Origin of the sequence: Actinophytocola sp. (assembly GCF_049647105.1) — a bacterium.
GTDB lineage: Bacteria > Actinomycetota > Actinomycetes > Mycobacteriales > Pseudonocardiaceae > Actinophytocola.
This window is the reverse complement of the sequence record NZ_JBARWZ010000066.1, coordinates 1-20,518: the sequence shown is the minus strand read 5'-3', so window position 1 is coordinate 20,518 and position 20,518 is coordinate 1. Positions and strand designations below refer to the sequence as shown.

Here is a 20,518-nt window from a genome sequence, read left to right as displayed (position 1 = left end):
GCCACATCATCCGCTGCCTCAAACGCTACGTCGCCCGCGAAATCCACCGAGCCCTCACCACAGACCTCACCAACCCCACAAACACCCCTTGACATCTATAGGAGCATCTTTCGGGGCATAGTTGGTGTCACGAAAGCCGATCTTGGGACGTTCAACGCCCTGAAAGCGCCTTTCGGGACATCGCGCCTGTCCGCCACCTCTGACAGGACGCCCCCGCGAAGCGGGCTTGACCAGGCCGACGCCCCATCACACGACCAGATAACCAAGAAGAACATCGGTGGATTCAGGCTCAACGTCCTGAAAGATGCGTCTTTCGGGGCACTGGCCCCGCACCCTGCGGGTGCGGGCCTTGGCTCGTCACCCCGATCGGCGTGCCCGCGCGAGGATCGCCTTTGCGCGGCCGGTCATGGCCGGGTCGGCCATCTCGCCGTTCGCGAGGGTTGTGACGCCGCCGTTGCCGGTGGCCGCCAGTACCTCCTCCGCCCAACGGTGGTCCTGCTCCGACGGCGCGAACACCTCGTCGATGACCGGGAGCTGCGACGGGTGGATCGCCACCCTGCCGAACCAGCCAAGCGCCCGGCCTCGCTCGGTGTCGGCGCGCAGTCCGGCCAGGTCCTTGATCGCCGGGTACGCCGACAGCATCGGCGCGGGCAGGCCCGCTGACCTCGCCGCGTACAGTAGCCGGATCCGGGCGTGGTCCAGCACCGCGTCGCTGCGGGTGCCCAGGTCGCTCGCCAGGTCCGACTCGCCCAGCCCCACGCTGGTCACCGCGGGGTGCGCCGCGAGCTCGGCCGCGTGCTCGACGCCGAACGCGGTCTCGATCAGCGCCGTCACCGGCACGCCGGGCAGTGCCGCCGCGACCCGGTCCACCTGCGCGGGCGTCGCCACCTTCGGCAGTCGCACCTCGAAACCCGTCAGCCCGCGCAGTGCGGCGAGGTCGTCGGCGTCGCCGTCGTTCACCCGGACCTGCAGTAGGCACGCGGCCCGCGTGGCGGACAGCCACGCCGCCACCGACGCACGCGCCGACGCCTTGTCCTTGGGTGGCACGGCGTCCTCCAGGTCGAGGGTCACCAGGTCGGCGCCGGTCGCGACGGCCTTGTCGAAGCGGTCGGGGCGGTTGCCGGGCACGTAGAGGCCGGTCACCGGCGTCATACGACTCCCGCCTCCCGCAGCGCGTCCAGCTGCTCACGGGTCACGCCGACCGACGCGAGCACCTCGTCGGTGTCGGCCCCGTGCCGCCGCCCCGCCCACCGGATCGCGCCGGGCGTCGCCGACATCCGGAACAGCACGTTCTGCATCCGCACCGGGCCCAGCTCGTCGTCCTCGACCGTCTGGACCGTGCCCAGCGCCTGGTACTGCGGGTCCCCGAGGACCCCGCGCACGTCGTACACCCGCGAGATCGCGGCCTGTGCCTTCTCGAACTCGGCGACCACCTCGTCCGCCGGTCGCTCGGCGATCCACGACGACACCGCCGCGTCCAGCTCGTCCGCGTGCCGCGCGCGCTGGTGCCCGGTCGCGAACCACGGCTCCGAGACCACGTCGGGCCGTCCGACCAGGCGCAACACCCGCTCCGCGATCGACTGGGAGCTGGTCGACACCGCGACCCACTCGCCGTCCGCTGTGCGGTAGACGTTGCGCGGCGCGTTGTTCACCGACCGGTTGCCGGTCCTCGGCTGCACGTGCCCGAGCTGGTCGTATGCGGTGATCTGCCCGCCGAGCAGCATGAGGATCGGCTCGATGATGGCCATGTCGATCACCTGGCCGACCTCCGTGCGCAGGCCGACCATCACCGCGTACGCCGTCGCGAGCGCCGCGATGCCGTCCGCGAGCCCGAACGGCGGCAGCGTCGGCGGGCCGTCCGGTTCGCCGGTGAGCGCAGCGAACCCGCTCATCGCCTCGGCGAGGCTGCCGAACCCCGGCCGCGCCGAGTACGGGCCGACCTGGCCGAACGCCGTCACCCGCGCGATCACCAGCCGGGGGTTGGCCGCGTGCAGCTCCTCTGGGCCGACACCCCACCGTTCGAGCGTGCCGGGGCGGAAGTTCTCGATCAGCACGTCCGCCTCGGCGGCGAGCGCGAGCAGCAGCCGCGCGCCGTCGGGCTTGCCAAGATCGATGGTGACGGTCTTCTTGTTGCGGCCCAGCGTCTTCCACCACAGGTTGACGCCGTCCTTCGCCGGGCCGTGGCCGCGGGCGGCGTCGGGCTTGCGCGGGTGCTCGACCTTGATCACGTCCGCGCCGAAGTCGCCAAGGAACATCGCGGCCAGCGGCCCCGCGAACAGGGTCGACACATCCAGCACACGTATCCCGTCGAGCGGGCCGGTCGTCCTGGTCACCGCACCTCCCATGCCACCCGGAAGCCGATGCTCGGCGAGCGGTCCACACCCAGCCCCGGCAACAGGAACTTCAGGCTGAACGACGGGTCGCGCGGGCCGCCGTCGGTGTACCAGTCGGAGCCGGTGCTCTCGTGGTCGCTGCCGCCCTTCAGCATCACGAACCGCGTGACGCCGTCGGTGTGCTCGCTCTCCGTCCAGTTCCACACCAGGGGAGTGGACCGGCCGAACTCGGGCGCCCCGGCGGCGACCTGCCACTCGAACTCCGTCGGCAACCGCCCGCCAACCCACTCCGCGTATGCGCGGGCGTCCGCGAGGTCGACCATCGTCGCCGGGCCGTCATCCGTGCCCGGTGACCAGCGGTTCTCGCGGGCGGGCCGGTAGCCGGTGGCGGCGAGGAACTCGGCGAACTCGGCGTTGGTCACCTCGTGGGCCGCCACGTCGACGTCCGTGAGTGTCACCGTGAGCAGTTCCGCGCGCGGGTCGTGCAGGCGCGGCGGCAGCGGCTTCCACTCCTCAACGTACGGCGCGCCCTGGTAGCCGCCCGTCTCGCGCCGCCGGTAGGTCATGGACAGCGTGCGCGGCCCGCCGTCGACGCGGACGGTCACCCCACGAGACCGTCCACGTGCCGGGCGGGGCCGCACCCGCCGAGCCGTGCGGGCAGGGAACGTCGTCGTGGTGGCACCCGGGTCCTGCGCCGCGGCGGCGAGCAGGCCCGCCAGCCAGGACGGCTCCTCGCCCCGCACGGCGAGCACCGCCGCCACCCCGCGCGTGGGGACGGTGACCTCGGGCCCCGCCGTGCCGTGCCCGAGCCGGGCACCCGAGGTCAGGTCGAACCAGGCGGTGCCGTCGGTGGTCGCGGTGAGCGCGTGCCCGGCGAAGTCACGGTCACCGCGGTTCACGAGCGTCCACAGCGTCAGGCCGGGTTCCGCGAACCGGGACGCGTACACCCCGGCCGCGATCGCCTCGGCCGACGCGTCGGTGAGCGGGGTCCACTCGCCACCCACGAACAGCGTCGTGAGCGCCCGCTGCACCCGCAGCATCCGGCGCAGCGTCGCCTTGTCGCGCTCGTTCCACCCGACCCAGACGCCGAACACCGTGTCCCACACGAGCATGCCGGTGCCGTTCATGAACGCCGACTGCAGCTCGTCACTGTGGTCCCGGTTCCAGCGCCGCGTCGCGTGGGTCATGTGGCGGCGCTCGAACCAGCGGGCCCGCTGCACGCCGGGGGCGGTGCTGTCGGCGAACCACTGCGCCCAGCTCAGCTGGTGGTCGACGATGCGCGCGTTCGGCAGCCGCGACTCACCCTCGAGGACCTGCGGCGGGTGGTTGTCCAGCAGCGCGGACACCAGGCGCGCGTCGCCCTCCTTCATGGTGTCGAGGAACATGCCGTCGGTGCCCAGCTCGTTCGTCAGCAGCGCCAGTTCGGTCGCGTCGTCGTGGGGTGCGCGGCGGGTGCCGGTGTCCCACGGGTTGTAGTCCAGGAACACCTTGATGCCACGCGACTGGAACGCCTCGACCACGTCCCGGAGATCGGGCACGTCGCGGTAGAAGTCGAACTGGTTGCGGTCGTCGATGCCGATGACCGGGTAGGCGTGCCACAGCACGACCCCGTCGAAGCCGCCGTGGTCCTCGGTGTTCGCGAGGAAGCCGGCCACGTCGAAGCGGCCGTGCTCGCGGTCGAACAGCCGCTCGTCCCACAGCGAGAGCAACGCGACGCTGTAGCAGGAGCTGGTCCATGCGGTCGCCGCCCGGTGGTAGATCCCGCCGCGGTAGTCCAGCCGTGCGTGGGCCTCGTCGCGCCAGCGGGCGAGCGCCGCACGCCAGGCCGGCCAGTCCCCGGGGTCGTCCGGGGCGGCGAAGATCTTCGCGATGTCACCAGTGGCCGGGTCGAGCGGCCCGTCGAGGGGGAGCGTCGTCGGCAGGTCGATCGGGCGCGGGACCAGTGGGTCGCGCTGGTTCGTGCCGGCCTCGTCCTGGTCGGCCCGCTCAGTCGTCGGGATGGAAATCGTCGATCTCCTCACGGGTCGGGATGGCGGGCACGGCACCCGCGCGGCGCACGGACAGCGCGGCGGCGACGGTCGCGAACCGGGCCGCGTCGTCGAGCGGGACACGTTCGTCGAGTGCCGCGACGAACGCACCGCAGAAGGTGTCGCCCGCGCCGGTGGTGTCCACGACGTCGACCGCGATGCCGGGCACCTCTGTCGTGGTGTCGCGGGTGCGGACCAGCGCACCCTTGGCGCCGAGCGTGACGACCAGCGCGGGCACCACACCCAGCAGGTGGTCGGCGCCGCCGAGCAGGGCGGCCTCGTGCTCGTTGACGATCAGCAGGTCGACGTGGGTGAGCAGGTCGCAGGGGAGTGGCCGGGCGGGTGCCGCGTTCAGCACGACCCGGCCGCTCGCGATCCTGGCGGCCGAGGTGACGGTCTCGATGGGGATCTCGAGCTGCATCAGCACGAGGTCGGCGCCCGCGATCGCGGAGCGTTCCTCCGGCGTGAGGTCGGTGAGGGTGGCGTTGGCGCCCGCGTTGACGACGATCGAGTTCTCGCCGGTGGCGGACACCGTGATGAGCGCGGTGCCGGTGGGCTCGTCCGAGGTGCGGACGAGCGGGCGCACGCCGGAGTCGGTGAGGCTCGCCAGCAGGCGGGCGCCGTTGTCGTCGTCGCCGAACGCGCCGACGAACGTGGTGCTCGCACCCGCGCGAGCGGCGGCGGTGGCCTGGTTGTTGCCCTTGCCGCCCGCGTGGGTGGCGAACCCGGTGGACAGGACGGTCTCGCCGGGCCCTGGGATCCGCTCGACCTGGCTGACCAGGTCGACGTTGCCGCTACCGACGATCACCACGCTCATGACTCGGTCCTCACGAGGGCCAGCGTACGACCGGCGAGCGTGTCGAAGCCGATGCCGTCGAAGCCGGGGACCGTCGAGGCGAGACGGTTGCGCAGCGGGTCGACCCACTGCGCGGGAAGGCCGTTCGCGCCGGTCAGCGCGCCCGCGATCGAACCGGCGGTGGCGCCCGTCGAGTCGGTGTCCCAGCCACCCGTGACCGCCGTGGTGATGGTGGCCGCGTAGTCGCCGTCGCCGTGGGCCAGCGCGTAGCCGAGCGTGGCGGCGTTGTTGAGCACGTGCACCCAGTGCAGGTCGCCGTACCGGGCGTAGATCGTGTCGAGTGCGTCCTCTGTCGCCTGTGCGCCCAGCGCGAAGCCCGTGGTGACGGCCTCGGCGAACCGGGACTCCGGCGGTACCACCGACAGTCCGGCCTCGACCACGTCGGCCACGGAGTCCGCGACGACCGCCGCCGAGCACGCGGCCGCGGCGAACATGGCGCCGTAGAGCCCGTTGCGGCCGTGCGTGAGGCGGGCGTCCGTCCACGCGAGACGCGCCGCGGTCACCGGGTCACCCGGATGGGTCCAGCCGTACACGTCGGTGCGGATCTGCGCGCCGATCCAGTCACGGAACGGGTTGCCGATCTGGCCCGCGACGCCCGGCTCGTACCCGTCGAGCAGGTTGCGGTACGCGATCCGCTCCGCGGTGAACACGCGGCCACCAGGCAGGTTGGCGAGCCACGACTGGGCAACGTCGGCGGTGGTGAACCCGTCGCCGTGCCGCTCCAGCAGGTCGAGCGCGATGAGCGGGAAGTTGAGGTCGTCGTCCTCCGGCATCCCGTCGATGTTCTCGATGAGGCTCGTCGGACGGCTGCGCCGGTTCCACGGGTAGCGGGCCGCGAGCTCCCCGTCGAGGCCGACCTCCGTGAAGTACCGGGAGACCGGCCAGTTCCCGGTCGACTTCGCGATGGCGCGGATGCCTTCGCGGGGGACCTTCTCGACCGGCTTGCCGAGCAGGCACCCGGCGGCCCGGCCGAGCCACGCCCCGTGCACGCGGTCGGCGAGATCGCCGCCCGGCGCCGCCGAGGCCACCGGGCGGGCCAGGGCGAGGATGTCGTCCAGCCCGTCGGGTTCCGCCGACAGCAACGCGGTCGGCGGCAGCCGTTCGTCCACTCGCGACAGTAGATCCCTTGCGAGCTTGCGCAGTGACGGGGAAGCGGATTCCGGGGTGGCGCCGGACTCCGGGGCACGGAGGGTCCCGCCCGCCGCCAGCCACCAGTCCGCAAGGTCGTCGACGTCGATGCCGTCGAGCCGGGCCGCGCGGATCGCGTGCGGCACCAGGTCCTCCGGCTGTGTCCAGGTGAGTCGCAGCATCGCTACGCCGCTTCCCCGACCGGCGCGAACAGCTTCGCGCGTTGGTCGAAGCGGGCCAGGTCCTTGGCCCACACGTCCTTCGCCACCGCCGCCATCGTCGGGCCGGTCGCCGTGATGTCCATCCGGCTTGCCTCGCTGATCTCGTTCACCCACTCCTCCGGCACGACCGCGCGCCCGCCGAGCGCGCCCGCGATCGAGCCACCCATGACCGCGATCGAGTCCGAGTCGCGACCGTAGTTCACCGCGCCCAGCACGGTCTCCCGGTAGTCCCCGCCCGCGACGACGAGCATGCCCAGCGCCACCGGCAGCTCCTCGATCGACTTGGTACGGCTGGGAATCCGGGCATCTCGCGCCGGGGCCCGGTAGTGCGGGCCGACCGTGTCGAACGGCTCGACCGCGGCCCGGATCGCGGGCAGCGAGGTGCGCCAGTCCGACAGCGACGCCGCGGCCGACGCCACGGCCTCGATCGCGTCCCGGGTGCCGTCCTTCGCGACCGACAGCGCCACCTCGACCACCGACGACACCGTCGCGTCCGGCCGCATCGCCTCCGCGACACACGCCGCGTACACGCCGGCGGCCTCGCGCCCGTAGCTCGACTGGTGCGCGCCCGCCACGTCGATCGCCTCCGCGTACGCGCCGGCCGGCGAGCCGGCGTTCGCGATCCCGATCGGCGCCGCGTACATCGCGGCACCGCAGTTGACGATGTTGCCGACCCCGGCCTCACGCGGGTCGATGTGCCCGTAGTGCAGGCGCGCCACCAGCCACTTCTCCGCGAGGAAGATCCGCTGGAGGAGGATCGTCTCCGTTTCCAGCTCGGGGATCCACCGGCGTTCGCCGATGAGCAGCGGCACGAGGTGGCCGGCGATCGCGTACGCGTCGAGGTGGTCGCGCACGGTGTCGTAGACCTCCACGAGCGCGGTGGTCATCAGGGTGTCGTCGGTGACGTGCCCGTCGCCCTTGTGGTACGGCGCGATCGGGCGGGCGTGCCGCCAGTCCGGGATGAACGGCGGCACGACCCCCTCGATGAAACCGTCGTACCGCTCGCGGATGGCCTCCGTTGTGTTGCCCTCCGCCGCGCCGCCGAGCGCGTCGGCCACCGCGGCCCCCGCCAAGGCCCCGGTCGCCTTGTCCTCGAGGTAGTCCATCTGTTCTCCCCTCCCGCCGAGTGCCACGCAGGTGGCGTCAGCCCAGTGACTGCCAGCCGTCGGTCAGTTGCCTGCGCAGGTCGTCCAGACTGATCGAGTTCGCGAAGTACTGCTGCAGCACCGGAGTCGCGTACTGGTCCTTCCACTGCGGGTAGTTCTTCGCCTTCTGGAACGGCGCACCCTTGAGGTCGTCACCGGTCTTCAGGATCGGGCCCCACACCGGAGTGTCCTTCGTCTGCTCCGCCACCGCGTCCCTGGCCGGCGCGGACGCCGGGATCAGCCAGTCGCCCTGCGCGAGCTTCGCCTGGTTCTCGGCGTTGGCGAAGTAGTCGATGAACTTCGCGGCCTGCTCGGGTGCCTTGCTCTGCGCCGACACCGACATGGTCTGCGGGTTCGCCGCCTGCGCGGGGCCCGCCGAACCGGCGAGCGGGGGCAGGACCGTCCAGTCGAAACCGGGCTGAGCGGACTCGGTGATCTGCTGGGCCAGGAAGTTGCCGCCGATGTACACGCCGTACTTGCCGGACAGGAAGCCGGGCAGCACGTCCGTGCCGGACTGGGTCAGCGTCACCGGGTCGAGCGACTTGTCCCCGTACGCCATCGCGTGGATCTTCTCAGGCACCGCGACCTCGCCGTCGCCGACGTCGATCGTGGCCGAGCCGTCGGCCTTGGTGTCGAAGAACGTGCCGTCGAAGCCCAGCGCGGTGTTCATGATCGCCGCGGTCGGCTGCTTGAGGCCCCAGCCGACACCGAACTTGCCGCCCGTCGAGAGCTTCCTGGCCGCCGCCTGGAGGTCGTCCCAGGTGAGCTGGTCACCGGTGGGCACCTCGACACCGGCCGCCTTGAACGCGTCGACGTTCGCGAACGCCACGTAGGTCTGCAGCAGCGTCGGCGCGGCGACGACCTTGCCGTCCTCGGTGGTGACGGTGTCCCACACGTCCTCGCTGACCGCGTCCTTCACGTCCTGGCTCAGGTACTTGCCGATGTCGGCGAGGTAGCCCTGCTCGGCGAAGCCCATGATGTCGCTGGACTCGTCGTGGATGATGTCCGGCGCGGTGCCGCCCTGGAACTGCGTGACCAGTTGGTCGTGCACGTTGTCCCACGTGCCCTGCCGCAGGTTGATCTGGATGTCCGGGTTGTCGGAGTTCCACGCGTCGACGATCTCCTTCGTCGCCGCCACCGTCGAGTCCTGGTAGGCCAGGCTCTGGAACGTGAGCGTGACCGGGCCCTCCGACGAGCCGCCGGAGTCGTCGGTGCTCTCGCCGCCGTTCAGCGCGCAGCCGGAGAGCAGTAAGGCAGCGGCGGCACCGATGCCGAGCAACGCCTTTCGCGTTATGCCGCCCCCTCGCAGGCTCCGTGGCGCCACTGTCATTCGATTCGCTCCGCAAGCTCCGCTCATGAGCAATCTCCTCTGGGTCAGCCTTTGACGGCGCCGCTCATCAGTCCCGAGGTGAGGCGGCGTTGGATGATCAGGAAGAACACGAGGCTCGGCACGGTCGCGAGCAGCGAGGCCGCCGCGAGCTGGCCGAGCTGGACCTGTCCCTCCGCGCCGACGAACCGCGCGAGGGTCAGGGGCAGGGTCTGCAGGCCAGGATCCTGGATCAGCACCAGGGCGAAGAAGAACTCGTTCCACGACGAGATGAACGTGAACAGGCTCGTCGCGACGAGCCCCGGCGCGAGCAGCGGCAGCACGATCGACCGCAGCACCCTGAGTTTGCCAGCGCCGTCGATCGCGCCGGCCTCCTCGAGCTCGACGGGGATCGCGGCGACGTAGCCGCGCAGCATCCACAGCGCGAACGGCATGCACCAGACCGTGTAGACCAGCACCAGGCCGAGCGGGTTGTCGACCAGGCCGATCTGCTTGAGCACCAGGAAGACCGGGATCACGATGAGGATGAACGGGAACACCTGGCTGAGCAGGATCCAGCCGGTCGCGAGGCCGCGGAGCCTGGTCCTGAACCGGGCCAGCGCGTACGCGGCGGGCAGCGACAGCAGGGTCACGATCACCGTCGTCAGCACGGCGACGTAGAGGCTGTTCCCGGCCGCCCGCACCAGGTTCGCCTTCGAGATGGCGTCGCCGAAGTTGTTCCAGTTCAGGCTGTCCGGGAAGATCGACGCGTCGCCGGACTGCAGTTGCCTCGGCGTCTTCAGCGACGTCGACAGCAGGAACAGCAGCGGGAAGCCCAGGAAGATCACGTACGCGAGCAGTGCGAGGTACTGCAGTGGCCGCCCGAACCCCCTGGTGCGGTTGACCGGTGCCTCGACGACCGGGCGGGTCCGCTCCGGTGCGGGCCTGTCGAGTGTCCGCGTCATGACTCCCGGCTCCTTGCCTGGCCGCGCAGGTAGAAGAAGAGGAACGCCGCGATGACGACGACCATCACGTTGCCGAGCGCCGCCGCGTACCCGAAGTTGCCGTACCGGAACGCCTCGTTGTAGGCGAACAGCATCGGCAGCATCGTCTTGCCGCCCGGCCCGCCCGCGGTGAGCACGAAGACCAGGGCGAACGAGTTGAAGTTCCAGATCAGGTCGAGCGAGGTGATCGCCACGATCACCGGCCGCAGCGCGGGCAGCGTGACGTGCCAGAACCGCTGCCATGGGCCCGCGCCGTCGATGGCGGCGGCCTCGTGCAGGTCGCCGGGCACGTTCTGCAGCCCGGCGAGCAGCGTGATCGTGGTCTGCGGCATCCCCGCCCACACCCCGACGACGATCACCGCGGGCAGCGCGGTCGTGAAGTCGCCGAGCCAGTTGATGTCGCCGGGCAGCCCGAGGCCGCGCATCGTCTCGTTGACCGGCCCGTAGGTCGGGTTGAGCATGAGCCGCCACATGATGGCGATGACGACCGGCGGCATGGCCCACGGCACGAGCGCGAGGGTGCGGGCGAGCCAGCGCAGCCGCAGGTTCGCGTTGAGCAGGAGCGCGAGCCCCAGCGAGGCGAGGAACTGCAGGATCGTGACGCCGAACGCCCAGATCAGGCCGATCCGGAAGCTGCTCCAGAACAGTTCGTTGTTCAACAGCCTGTCGTAGTTGGCGAGCCCGTTGAAGCTCGTGACCTGGTTCAGCCCGGCCTTGGCGTCGGTGAAGCCGAGCAGGATGCCCTGCACCAGCGGGTAGACGCTGATCAGCGCGACGGGGATCAGCGCGGGGAGCACGAGCAGCCACGCGTCCCGCCCGTCGCCGCGCCTCCTCCCGCGCCGCACCGGTGCGGCGAGAGCGGTCATGGCGCGACCTCGCCCAGCACGGACGAGCCACGCACGGTCAGCGTCGGCTCGATGACGACCTGCCGGACCGGCGCGCCGGGTTTGTCCAGGCGGCGCAGCAGCAGCCTCGCCGCGGTCCGCGCGCGTTTGGTGGCGCCGAGATTCACGCTGGTGATGGCCGGGTTCGCGAGGTCGGCGATGTCGGTGTCGTCCATGCCGACGATCGCCACGTCGTCCGGGATGCGCAGGCCGCGGCGGGTGGCGACGTTCAGCGCGGCGATCGCGAGGAGGTCGTTGGCGCACACGATCGCGTCCGGCGTGGTCTTGTCCAGCAGCGCGGCCGCCGCCTTCAGCCCGGCCTGGTAGGTGAAGTCCCTGGCGCTGACCTGGGTGCCGGTGTCGCGGCCGAGCGCGGCCAGTGCGGTGACGTAGCCGTTGCGCCGGGCCGCACCCGGGACCGTGTCGACCGGGCCGTTGACGAACGCGATGCGTTCCCGGCCCCCGCCGGCGAGGTGGTCGACGGCGAGCGCCATGCCCGCGACGGAGTCCGCGCGGACGTTGTCCAGCTCCACGCCGGGCGGCACGGAGCCGACGATCACGATGGGGAAGCGACTGGCCTTCAGCTGCGTGCCCAGTTCCTCCGGTGCGCGCAGCGGGCTGAGGATCAACCCGTCGGCGAACCCCCGGTTCAGGCTGACGAGCAGGTCGATCTGGTCCTTCGGGTCGGCGCCGGTGGAGGACAGCACGAGCCGGTAGCCGGCCTTGGTGACCACGCGGGAGATCTCGTGCATCATCCCGACGTACACCGGGTTGCCGACATCGGCGACGGCGAGCGCGATCTGCTCGGTCCTGCCGACCTTCAGGGACCGGGCGGTCGCGTCGGGCACGTAACCCAGCTCCAGGGCGGCGGCCCGCACCCGTTCGGTCACCCGCTGCGACGCGGGCTGGCCGTTCACGACGCGGGAGACGGACGCGATGGACACCCCGGCCCGCTCGGCCACCAGCCAGAGCGTGGACTTTCGCGCCGCCGTGCCCATGAACGTCCCTCACGTCGCCGGAAGGTCCCAAGTGGACTGTAAACGTTTACGAGAACGTTTACGGCGGGACTGTACGTCCGGTCGGCGAGGGTTGGCAAGCAGCGTTCGTCGCATGCGTGTCACAAGTGGACAGGGCAGGCAAGATGGAGACATGGCCGAATGCACGCACGTCGCCGCGATCCGCGACGTGACCCCCAGCTCCACCGAGGGCTGTTCCGATTGCCTCGCCGAGGGCGGGCGGTGGGTCCACCTCCGCGAGTGCCTCGTCTGCGGGCGCGTCGGGTGCTGCGACTCGTCACCTGCCAAGCACGCGAGCGCGCACTTCCGGGAGACCGGGCACCCGGTGATGCGGTCGTTCGAGCAGGGCGAGGACTGGCGATGGTGTTTCGTGGACGAAATGGCCGTGTGAGTGGGCAACCCCGTGAACAAGCCGGTGTTGCTGACCGTCGACGACGACCCGGGAGTGTCGCGGGCGGTCGCCCGTGACCTGCGCCGCCGCTACGGCGAAGGGCATCGCGTGGTGCGTGCCTCGTCGGGGCAGGAGGCCATCGAAGCGCTCAAGGAGCTGAAGCTTCGTGGCGAGCAGGTGGCCGCCATGCTCGCCGACTACCGGATGCCGGAGATGAACGGCATCGAGTTCCTCGAGCAGGCGATGGACCTGTTCCCGCGTGCCCGCCGCGCGCTGCTCACCGCCTACGCCGACACCGACGCGGCGATCCAGGCGATCAACCTGGTCGACGTCGACCACTACCTCCTCAAACCGTGGGACCCGCCGGAGGAGAAGCTGTACCCGGTGGTCGACGCGCTGATCGAGACGTGGCGCGCGTCGGGGGAGAGCGCGGTCGACGAGATCAAGATCGTCGGGCACCGGTGGTCGGCGCCGACGTTCGCCGCGCGGGACTTCCTCGCCCGCAACGCCGTGCCGTACCGGTACTACAGCATCGACGACCCCGAGGGGCGCAGGCTGCTCGACGCGGCGGCCGCCGACCCGGCCGAGATCCCGGTCGTGATCACCACCGATGGCAGGCCGCTGCTCGCGCCGTCGGACGCGGAGATCGCGGCCGCGGTGGGCCTCACCGTCGATCCCGCCACCGACTTCTACGACCTGATCGTGGTCGGCGGCGGACCCGCGGGCCTCGGCTCCGCGGTGTACGGCGCGTCCGAGGGGCTGCGCACGGTGCTTGTCGAGCGGCAGGCCGCTGGCGGGCAGGCGGGGCAGAGCTCCCGCATCGAGAACTACCTCGGCTTCCCGGACGGGGTGTCGGGCTCCCAGCTGACCGACCGGGCGCGGCGGCAGGCGGTGAAGTTCGGTGCGGAGATGCTGACCGCGCGGGACGTGGTCGCGCTGGAGGTGCAGGGTTCGGCGCGGGTGGTGCGGTTCGGCGACGGCAGCACCATCGCCGCCCACGCGGTGATCCTCGCGACCGGCGTTTCCTATCGCAGCCTGACCGCACCCGGCTGCCACGAGCTGACCGGGCGCGGCGTGTACTACGGCTCGGCCAACACCGAGGCGCCGGAGTGCGCGGGCACCGACGTCTACATCGTGGGCGGCGCGAACTCGGCGGGTCAGGCCGCGGTGTTCTTCTCCCGGCACGCGAAGTCGGTGACACTGGTGGTGCGGGGCGAGTCGCTGCATACGTCGATGTCGCACTACCTGATCCAGCAACTGGACGCCATCGACAACGTGCACGTCCTGACGGGCACGACGATCGGGCAGGCGTGCGGCGACGAGCACCTGGAGTCGTTGCGGCTGGACCATTCCGACGGCTCGACGGAGTTCGTCGACACCGGCCACCTGTTCATCTTCATCGGCGCACAGCCGCAGACGGGCTGGCTGGACGGCGTGGTGCTGCGTGACGAACGCGGGTTCGTGTGGACCGGACCGGACCTGCTGACCGACGGCCAGCGGCCACCGGGGTGGACGCTGGATCGCGACCCGTTCTACCTCGAGTCGAGCGTGCCGGGCGTGTTCGTGGCCGGGGACGTGCGGGCACAGTCGGTGAAGCGGGTCGCGTCCGCCGTCGGGGAGGGCGCGATGGCGGTGACACTGGTACACCGGTACCTGGAGGAACAGTGAGCGGAGCTTGCGGAGCGAACCAACGACGGAGCGGAGCTCGCGGAGCTTGCGGAGCGAACCAACGACGGAGCGGAGCTTGCGGAGCGAACCAATGACGGAGCCGAGTATCGAACCGGCCAGGCTGCGCGAACTGTTCCTGTTCGCCGAGCTGACCGACGAGCAACTCGCATGGGTGGCGGCCAACAGCGACGTCGTCTCGTACCGCGAGGGCGAGGCGGTGTCGGTGGAGGGCGAGCCCGCCGAGTGCTTCTACGTGCTGTTGTCCGGGTCGCTCAGCATGGTCCGGACGGTCCGCGGCGACGAGGTGGAGGTGGTGCGCAGCGACCAGCCCGGCGTCTATTCCGGCGCCACGCAGTTCTACCTCGGTGACCAGGTGGACCAGAAGTACGGCGCGACGGTCCGCGCGCTCACCGACGCCGAGTTCCTCGCGCTGCCAGCCGCGGACTTCGCGGCGAAGTTCACGCAGTGGTTCCCGATGGCCGTGCACCTGCTGCAGGGCATGTTCGTCGGCATCCGCAACGCGGACGAGCTCGTCGGTCAGCGCGAGCGGCTGCTCGCACTCGGCAAGCTGACCGCGGGCCTCACGCACGAGCTGAACAACCCGGCGGCGGCCGCGGTGCGCGCGACGGAGACGCTGCGGGAACGGTTCGCGGGCATGCGCCACAAGCTGGGTTTGCTGGCCGACGGTCACTTCGACGGCATCCAGCTGCACCGGCTCACCAAGATCCAGGAGAAGTTCATCGCCAGGATGGCGACCGCGCCGGAGCTGACACCCATGCAGGTGGCGGACTCCGAGGACGAACTCGGCGACTGGTTCGACGACCACGACATCCCCGGCGGCTGGGACCTGGTCCCGGTGTTCGTGGCGGCCGGCATCACCACCTCCGATCTGGACGAGCTGTCCAACGTGGTGGACCCGGGCTTCATGGCCCCGGCGCTGCGGTGGCTGTCCTACACCGTCGAGACGGAGAACCTGCTGATCGAGGTGAAGGAGAGCACGAAACGCATCTCCGCACTCGTGGGCGCCGCGAAGCAGTACTCGCAGCTGGACCGCACCCCGCACCAGGAGATCGACCTGCACGAGGGCATCGACGCGACGCTGGTGATGCTGAGCGGCAAGATCCCGGACCGCGTCCGGATCGTGAAGGACTACGACAGGAGCCTGCCGCACATCCCCGCGTACGCGGCTGAGCTGAACCAGGTGTGGACGAACCTGATCGACAACGCCGTGTCCGCGGTGACGGGCCACGGCGACGGCGCCGGCACGGTCACGATCCGCACCACCCTCGATGGCGGCAACGCACTGGTCGAGGTCATCGACACCGGCCCGGGTGTCCCCCCGGAACTGAAACGCCGCGTGTTCGAACCCTTCTTCACCACGAAGGGCGTAGGCCAGGGCACCGGACTGGGCCTGGACGTCTCATGGCGGGTGGTGGTGAACCGACACGGCGGCGACCTGCGCGTGGTCTCCGAACCGGGCGACACCCACTTCCAGGTCCGCCTCCCGGTACACGCAAGCTGACGGCAGCGGCCGTCCCCCCGTGATGCCGGGGAGACGGCCGCCGGTGTGTGTCCTACAGGGTGATCTTCCAGCCGTTGATGTAGCCGGTGTCGGCGCTGGCCGCGTCGCGGACGCGGAGGTTCCACGTGCCGTTGGCGGTCTCGCTCGACAGGTTCTTCGTGAACGTCTGGTTCACGTTGTCCGCGCTGCCGCCGGAGCGGTTCAGCAGGTTGTAGACCGAGCCGTCCGGTGCCACCAGGTCGACCACCAGGTCACCCCGGTAGGTGTGCACGATGTTCACCTCGATGCTGGCGCTCGCCGACGCGGCACCGGTCGCACCGGAGACCGCGACCGGGCTGGACACGGTGCCCAGGTCCGGGATGTTGTAGTTGGTCTGGTTCTCGAAGGTGCGGCCCGGCTGCGGGTCGGTGCCGCCTGGAAGACTCGCCGCCGCCGAGGCGATGGCCGACGCGAACGTGCTCACCTGCGAGTACACGCCCGGGTTCTCGGGCTGGGCACAGCCGTAGCCCCAGCTGACGATGCCGACCTGGATCCACGCGTTGTTGTTGTCGCGACGGAACATCGGGCCGCCGGAGTCGCCCTGGCAGGTGTCGACCCCACCGGAGGACCAGTTGCCGGCACAGATCTCCTCGTTCGCCACGAGCTCGCTGTACGCCGACCCGCACTGCGAGTCGGAGATGAACGGCACCTGGGCCTTCAGCAGGTAACGCTGCTGGGCGCCGCCCTCGGTCGCCGCACCCCAGCCGGCCACGGTGAACGTGCCGCTGTCGTAGGCGGTGGTGGTGGCGATCGGCAGCAGCGCCTGGTTGGTGATCGGCGCGTTCAGCTTGATCAGGGCCCAGTCGTCACCGCTCGGGTTGTTGTACCCAGGCGCGCGGTAGACGTAGGTCGACTGGCGGGTGATGCGGTTCGCGTCCTGCAGGTCCACCGCACCCGCTGTCACGCCGATGCTGGTGTTGTTGCCGGTGGCACCGACGCAGTGCGCGGCGGTCAGGACGACGTCGGTCTTGTAGAGCGCGCCGCCGCAGCCCATCGACAGGCGCACCATGAACGGGAACTCGCCCTGGGCGGCGCGGGTGCCACCGACCACCTGGGGCTGGACGTCGTCGTTGCCGGATGGCGGTGCCGCCACCGACTGCCCTGTGGCCGCGCCGAGTGCCGCGGCGACACCCACGGTCAGCATCGCGGCTCTTCGCAGGACAGACAAAGTTCTACTCACAGCAGGGTTCCTTTCGACAGTCCGTGCACACGGTGCGCACGGACGGCAGGGGTGCCGAGAAAGGTGGAGGCACACGTCGGCCACCGGCTGTGGCCGAAGCGATCTTCCGTGTTGATTCCACCTGGTGAGAGCCATCGCCACAAGACTGCAAACTGGTCAACCCTCGTTCGTCCGAGTGGGACAACCCGATCGAGTCATCCGGTAATGGTGGAGAGCGACACGTCTCGACCGAAGGGAGAAGCCGGTGACCCGACGCCAGCGCATCGAGGATCTGCCCACGCTCGCCGTGCCGGAGGAGCCCGCGCACTGGCAGCGCAGGCTCACCGCGCTCGCCGGGAAGCACCACGTGCCCGGCGCGACGCTGGGCATCCTGCGCATGCGGCCCGGCCGCGACGACGAGCTGGTCGCGGCCGCGCACGGGGTCCTCAACGTCGACACCGGCGTCGAGACCACCGAGGACTCGGTGTTCCAGCTCGGCTCGATCACCAAGGTGCTGACCACGACGGTGGTCATGCGGCTCGTCGACGATGGTGTGCTCGACCTCGACGCACCGCTCGTGGACGTGCTGCCCGAGCTGCGGTTGTCCGAGCCGGTGACCGAGAAGCTCACCATGCGGCACCTGCTCACGCACACGAGCGGCATCGACGGCGACGTGTTCACCGACACCGGCCGCGGCGACGACGCCGTCGAGAGGTACGTCGCGCTGCTGTCCGAGGCCGCGCAGAACCACCCGCTCGGCGCCACCTGGTCGTACTGCAACTCCGGGTTCACCCTGGCGGGCCGGGTGATCGAGAAGCTGACCGGGCAGACATGGGACACCGTCATGCGCGAGCGACTTTTCACGCCTCTTGGCCTTACCCACACCGGCACGCTGCCGGAGGAGGCACTGCCGCACCGCGTCGCGATCGGGCACCTCGGCGGCACCACGCCCGTGCGGGCACCGGCGTGGGGCCTGCCGAGGTCGGCAGGACCCGCCGGGTTGGTCAACGCGACGGTCCGCGACGTGCTCGCGTTCGCGCGCCTGCACCTGACGGGCGGGGTCACGCGGGACGGCACCCGGCTGCTGAGCCAGGAGAGCGCGGCCGCGATGGCGTCGGCGCAGGCGGAGCTGCCGGACAAGCACACGCTCGGCGACTCGTGGGGCCTCGGCTGGAGCCGGATGGGCTGGGACGGCAGGCGCCTCATCGGCCACGACGGCAACACCATCGGCCAGTCCGCGTTCCTGCGCCTGTTGCCGGACGAGGGGCTCGCGGTCACGCTGCTCACCAACGGCGGCAACACCCGCGACCTCTACCAGGACCTGTACCGGGAGATCTTCGCCGAGCTGGCGGCGGTCGCCATGCCGGCGCCGCTCGCACCGCCATCGGCACCGGTGACCGGGGACATCACGCCACACCTCGGCTCCTACGAGCGGGCGAGCATGCTGATCGAGGTGTTCACCGGCGACGACGGCCCGGCGATGCGGACGACCGAGACCGGGCCGCTCGCCGAGCTGCTGCCGGACGAGGAACGGGAGTACGCGCTGGTCCCGGTCGGGGAGAACCAGTGGGTGGTGCGGGACCCCTCGATGGCGACATGGATTCCCGTGACGTTCTACTCGTTGCCGACGGGGGAGCGGTACCTCCACTTCGGTGCGCGCGCGACCCCGAAGGTCGGCTGAGGTGGGCCTGCCTCACCCGGCGCCGGTGGCGTTCGGCAGCATGTCCGGGCAGCCGCGGGGGTAGTCCGGGTCGTACTCGAAGTGCCAGTACTCGTTGTCGTAGCGACGGCACCAGCCGAGTGCCTCGCCATTGTCCGCCACCCACTCCGCGGCCGCGTATGGCTGCACGTCCACCGCGAATCCCTTGACGTGGTTGGACTTCCCGGGCGGCAGCACGTAGTTCGCGGCGAGTTCCGGCGTGCCGAACTTCGCCACGGCCTCGTCGAACTCTGCCTGCTGCTGCCCGGCGCTGCGTTTGCCGTCGTTGAGGCACAGCCGGATGTCGTCGTCCTCCGCCGCGGCCAGCAGTTCGCGCCACGCGGCCAGCACGTCCCGGCGCAGGCCGTCGGGCTCCTCGTCGACGTACCGCGTGTCGACCGGGCACACGGGACCGGTGTCGGGCCCCGGCACGTCCTCGAGTACCGCCGAGGGCCGCCCGGCGACCACCTCGACGGCGAGCGGAACCGCCAGCACCGCCGCGGCGACGGCCGCGAGCGCCACCGCGGCGAGCGGGACGAGTCTTCGTACCGAGTGCCACGTCATCCGAGGACCCCCAGCCCCACGCCCATGCCGGACGACCAGATCGCCAGGACGGCCCAGCCGGTCAGCAGTCCAAGACCGAGCCCCTTCGCCGGCCATCCGCCGCGCGCCACGAGCCATCCGCCGCCCACCGCCGCCACGTTCAGCAGTGCCGGGCCCAGGACCAGCAGGCCGAAGCCGGCAAATGGGGTGAGCATGGGCGTCGCCATGCCGACGAGGACGAAGGCGGCGATGCCGAGCGGCACCGCCACGGCGCACGCGACGCCGACCTCGAACCGAGTTGGCGCCCCTTGCGGGGTCGTGTTCTGCACAGTCAGGTGTCCTCTCCGGATGGCTCCGGAAACAAGGACGCCTGGGCGGGTGCGGCGTTGTCAGTTCGTCGGCAACTGTGGGACACGGTCGTGAACCGCGAGTTCGCGGGTCCCGAACGGACGACTCGCCGGTTCCGAACCGTGGACTCGCGGGTCCTGAACCGTGGACTCGCGGGTTCCGAACCGTGGACTCGCGGGTCGGCGGGCGGGGTGGTGGTGGGCGTGCGACGATCGGGCACCGGTCCGTTTCGCGAGGAGGGCGGGGCATGCCCGAGGTGCTGGTCGCGGGCGTTTGGGGCCTGGTGGCGGGCGCCGCTCTGGTCGTGGGCGCGGGCATCGGCTTCCTGGTGCGGGTGCCGAAGAAGGTGCTCGCGAGCGTGATGGCGTTCGGCAGCGGCGTGCTGCTGTCGGCCGTGTCGTTCGAGCTGATCGCGGAGGCGCACGAGCAGGGCGGCATCCTCGCGACCGTGGTGGGCGCCACGGCGGGTGCGCTGGTCTACACGGGGGCGAACGTGCTGCTGGCCCGGCGTGGCGCGCGGCACCGGAAACGCTCCGGCGACCTGCAGCCGTCGGAGTCCGATCAGTCCGGTTCCGGCACGGCGATCGCACTTGGCGCCCTGCTCGACGGCATCCCCGAGTCGATGGTGATCGGCACCAGCCTGCTTGGCGGCGGTGCGGTGAGCACGGTGACCGTGGTCGCGGTGTTCATCAGCAACGTGCCGGAGGGCCTGTCGAGTGCGGCGGGCATGCGCAACGCGGGCCGGTCACGCACCTACGTGTTCGGTCTGTGGACGGGGATCGCGGTGGTGAGCGCCCTGGCCGCGATGTTCGGCTACGGCGTGCTCGGCGGCGCGCCACCCGAGCTGCTCGCGGGCATCACGGCCCTGGCCGGGGGCGCCATCCTGGCCATGATCGCGGACACGATGATCCCGGAGGCCTTCGCGGACGCCCACCTGCTGATCGGCCTGATCACGGTGGCGGGCTTCCTGGTGGCATTCGCCCTGTCCCACGCGTGACCCGGTCAGCCGTCCTCGTATTCGTCGTCGCCGATGACCTGGGGCGCGGTCAGCACGTCGCTGCCGAAGACACTTTCGGAGTCGATCTCGAGAAGGACCTTGCGCTTGTGCTCTTCGTCCTCGTCGCCCTTGCCCTGGCCGCCGCCCATGGGTCCGCCGCCCATCGGTCCCCCCGCGCCACCACGCGCGACACCGGCCGCGGCCGCGCGCCGAGCGGCGGCCTCCTCGGCGG

At 71.0% G+C, this 20,518-nt stretch carries 17 protein-coding genes and 3 pseudogenes; 5 read left to right on the top strand and 15 right to left on the bottom strand.

What is annotated here, in order from left to right; translation table 11 throughout:
- Positions 1-357 precede the first annotated feature (357 nt).
- From WBA97_RS08695 to WBA97_RS08650, 10 genes are read right to left on the bottom strand one after another with little or no spacing between them, the layout of a single operon-like run.
- The gene (locus tag WBA97_RS08695; protein WP_424230205.1) at positions 358-1,152 is read right to left on the bottom strand and encodes an HpcH/HpaI aldolase/citrate lyase family protein; all 795 of its coding nucleotides are present in this window, start codon (positions 1,150-1,152) and stop codon (positions 358-360) included.
- Positions 1,149-2,345, bottom strand: coding sequence for a CaiB/BaiF CoA transferase family protein (locus WBA97_RS08690; protein WP_424230204.1), 1,197 nt, complete (start codon positions 2,343-2,345; stop codon positions 1,149-1,151). Before WBA97_RS08690 ends, WBA97_RS08695 begins: the two co-directional genes overlap by 4 nt.
- Positions 2,330-4,354, bottom strand: coding sequence for a formylglycine-generating enzyme family protein (locus tag WBA97_RS08685; RefSeq protein ID WP_424230203.1), 2,025 nt, complete (start codon positions 4,352-4,354; stop codon positions 2,330-2,332). Before WBA97_RS08685 ends, WBA97_RS08690 begins: the two co-directional genes overlap by 16 nt.
- Positions 4,320-5,177 (bottom strand): ribokinase, encoded by an 858-nt coding sequence (locus WBA97_RS08680; protein WP_424230202.1) that lies wholly within the window; start codon positions 5,175-5,177, stop codon positions 4,320-4,322. The genes WBA97_RS08685 and WBA97_RS08680 overlap by 35 nt, the downstream gene beginning before the upstream one ends.
- The gene (locus WBA97_RS08675) at positions 5,174-6,526 is read right to left on the bottom strand and encodes an ADP-ribosylglycohydrolase family protein (RefSeq protein ID WP_424230201.1); all 1,353 of its coding nucleotides are present in this window, start codon (positions 6,524-6,526) and stop codon (positions 5,174-5,176) included. The genes WBA97_RS08680 and WBA97_RS08675 overlap by 4 nt, the downstream gene beginning before the upstream one ends.
- A gap of 2 nt (positions 6,527-6,528) precedes the next feature.
- The gene (locus WBA97_RS08670) at positions 6,529-7,671 is read right to left on the bottom strand and encodes an ADP-ribosylglycohydrolase family protein (protein ID WP_424230200.1); all 1,143 of its coding nucleotides are present in this window, start codon (positions 7,669-7,671) and stop codon (positions 6,529-6,531) included.
- Between the two features lie 37 nt (positions 7,672-7,708).
- A complete protein-coding gene (locus tag WBA97_RS08665; RefSeq protein ID WP_424230199.1) occupies positions 7,709-9,040 on the bottom strand; it encodes an ABC transporter substrate-binding protein in 1,332 nt (443 codons plus the stop codon).
- Positions 9,041-9,084: 44 nt separating this feature from the next.
- Positions 9,085-9,981: a carbohydrate ABC transporter permease gene (locus WBA97_RS08660; protein ID WP_424230198.1), complete on the bottom strand. Its 897-nt coding sequence runs from the start codon at positions 9,979-9,981 to the stop codon at positions 9,085-9,087.
- Complete coding sequence (locus WBA97_RS08655) at positions 9,978-10,886, bottom strand: carbohydrate ABC transporter permease (RefSeq protein WP_424230197.1); 909 nt, start codon at positions 10,884-10,886, stop codon at positions 9,978-9,980. Before WBA97_RS08655 ends, WBA97_RS08660 begins: the two co-directional genes overlap by 4 nt.
- Positions 10,883-11,902: a LacI family DNA-binding transcriptional regulator gene (locus tag WBA97_RS08650; protein WP_424230196.1), complete on the bottom strand. Its 1,020-nt coding sequence runs from the start codon at positions 11,900-11,902 to the stop codon at positions 10,883-10,885. The genes WBA97_RS08655 and WBA97_RS08650 overlap by 4 nt, the downstream gene beginning before the upstream one ends.
- Before the next feature lie 151 nt (positions 11,903-12,053).
- Between WBA97_RS08650 and WBA97_RS08645 the strand changes: the two genes are divergently transcribed.
- The 3 genes from WBA97_RS08645 (at position 12,054) to WBA97_RS08635 (ending at position 15,501) form a co-directional block, all read left to right on the top strand.
- Positions 12,054-12,311 carry a UBP-type zinc finger domain-containing protein gene (locus WBA97_RS08645; protein WP_424230195.1) on the top strand — a complete coding sequence of 86 codons (258 nt, stop codon included), beginning with the start codon at positions 12,054-12,056 and terminating at the stop codon, positions 12,309-12,311.
- 12 nt (positions 12,312-12,323) lie between these two features.
- A complete protein-coding gene (locus tag WBA97_RS08640; protein ID WP_424230207.1) occupies positions 12,324-13,979 on the top strand; it encodes an FAD-dependent oxidoreductase in 1,656 nt (551 codons plus the stop codon).
- A 91-nt stretch (positions 13,980-14,070) separates the two neighbouring features.
- Positions 14,071-15,501 carry an ATP-binding protein gene (locus WBA97_RS08635; protein WP_424230194.1) on the top strand — a complete coding sequence of 477 codons (1,431 nt, stop codon included), beginning with the start codon at positions 14,071-14,073 and terminating at the stop codon, positions 15,499-15,501.
- Between the two features lie 52 nt (positions 15,502-15,553).
- On the opposite strand, the gene WBA97_RS08630 is transcribed toward WBA97_RS08635, so the two are convergent.
- Together WBA97_RS08630 and WBA97_RS08625 are read right to left on the bottom strand one after the other, a co-directional pair.
- A complete protein-coding gene (locus tag WBA97_RS08630; RefSeq protein WP_424230206.1) occupies positions 15,554-15,781 on the bottom strand; it encodes a proprotein convertase P-domain-containing protein in 228 nt (75 codons plus the stop codon).
- 138 nt (positions 15,782-15,919) lie between these two features.
- Positions 15,920-16,684 (bottom strand): annotated as a pseudogene (locus tag WBA97_RS08625) (S1 family peptidase); the annotation flags it as partial.
- Positions 16,685-17,006: 322 nt separating this feature from the next.
- On the opposite strand from WBA97_RS08625, the pseudogene WBA97_RS08620 reads away from it, so the two are divergent.
- A pseudogene (locus tag WBA97_RS08620) lies at positions 17,007-18,380 on the top strand (serine hydrolase domain-containing protein); the annotation flags it as partial.
- Positions 18,381-18,392: 12 nt separating this feature from the next.
- Here WBA97_RS08620 and WBA97_RS08615 read toward each other — a convergent pair.
- Positions 18,393-18,962, bottom strand: a complete 570-nt coding sequence (locus WBA97_RS08615; RefSeq protein WP_424230193.1) for a D-alanyl-D-alanine carboxypeptidase family protein — start codon at positions 18,960-18,962, stop codon at positions 18,393-18,395.
- The gene (locus WBA97_RS08610; protein WP_424230192.1) at positions 18,959-19,270 is read right to left on the bottom strand and encodes a hypothetical protein; all 312 of its coding nucleotides are present in this window, start codon (positions 19,268-19,270) and stop codon (positions 18,959-18,961) included. The genes WBA97_RS08615 and WBA97_RS08610 overlap by 4 nt, the downstream gene beginning before the upstream one ends.
- Before the next feature lie 266 nt (positions 19,271-19,536).
- Between WBA97_RS08610 and WBA97_RS08605 the strand changes: the two genes are divergently transcribed.
- Entirely contained in the window at positions 19,537-20,286 is a 750-nt protein-coding gene (locus tag WBA97_RS08605) for a ZIP family metal transporter (RefSeq protein ID WP_424230191.1), read from the top strand.
- 5 nt (positions 20,287-20,291) lie between these two features.
- Here the strand turns inward: WBA97_RS08605 and WBA97_RS08600 are convergent.
- Positions 20,292-20,518, bottom strand: a pseudogene (locus WBA97_RS08600) (hypothetical protein); the annotation flags it as partial.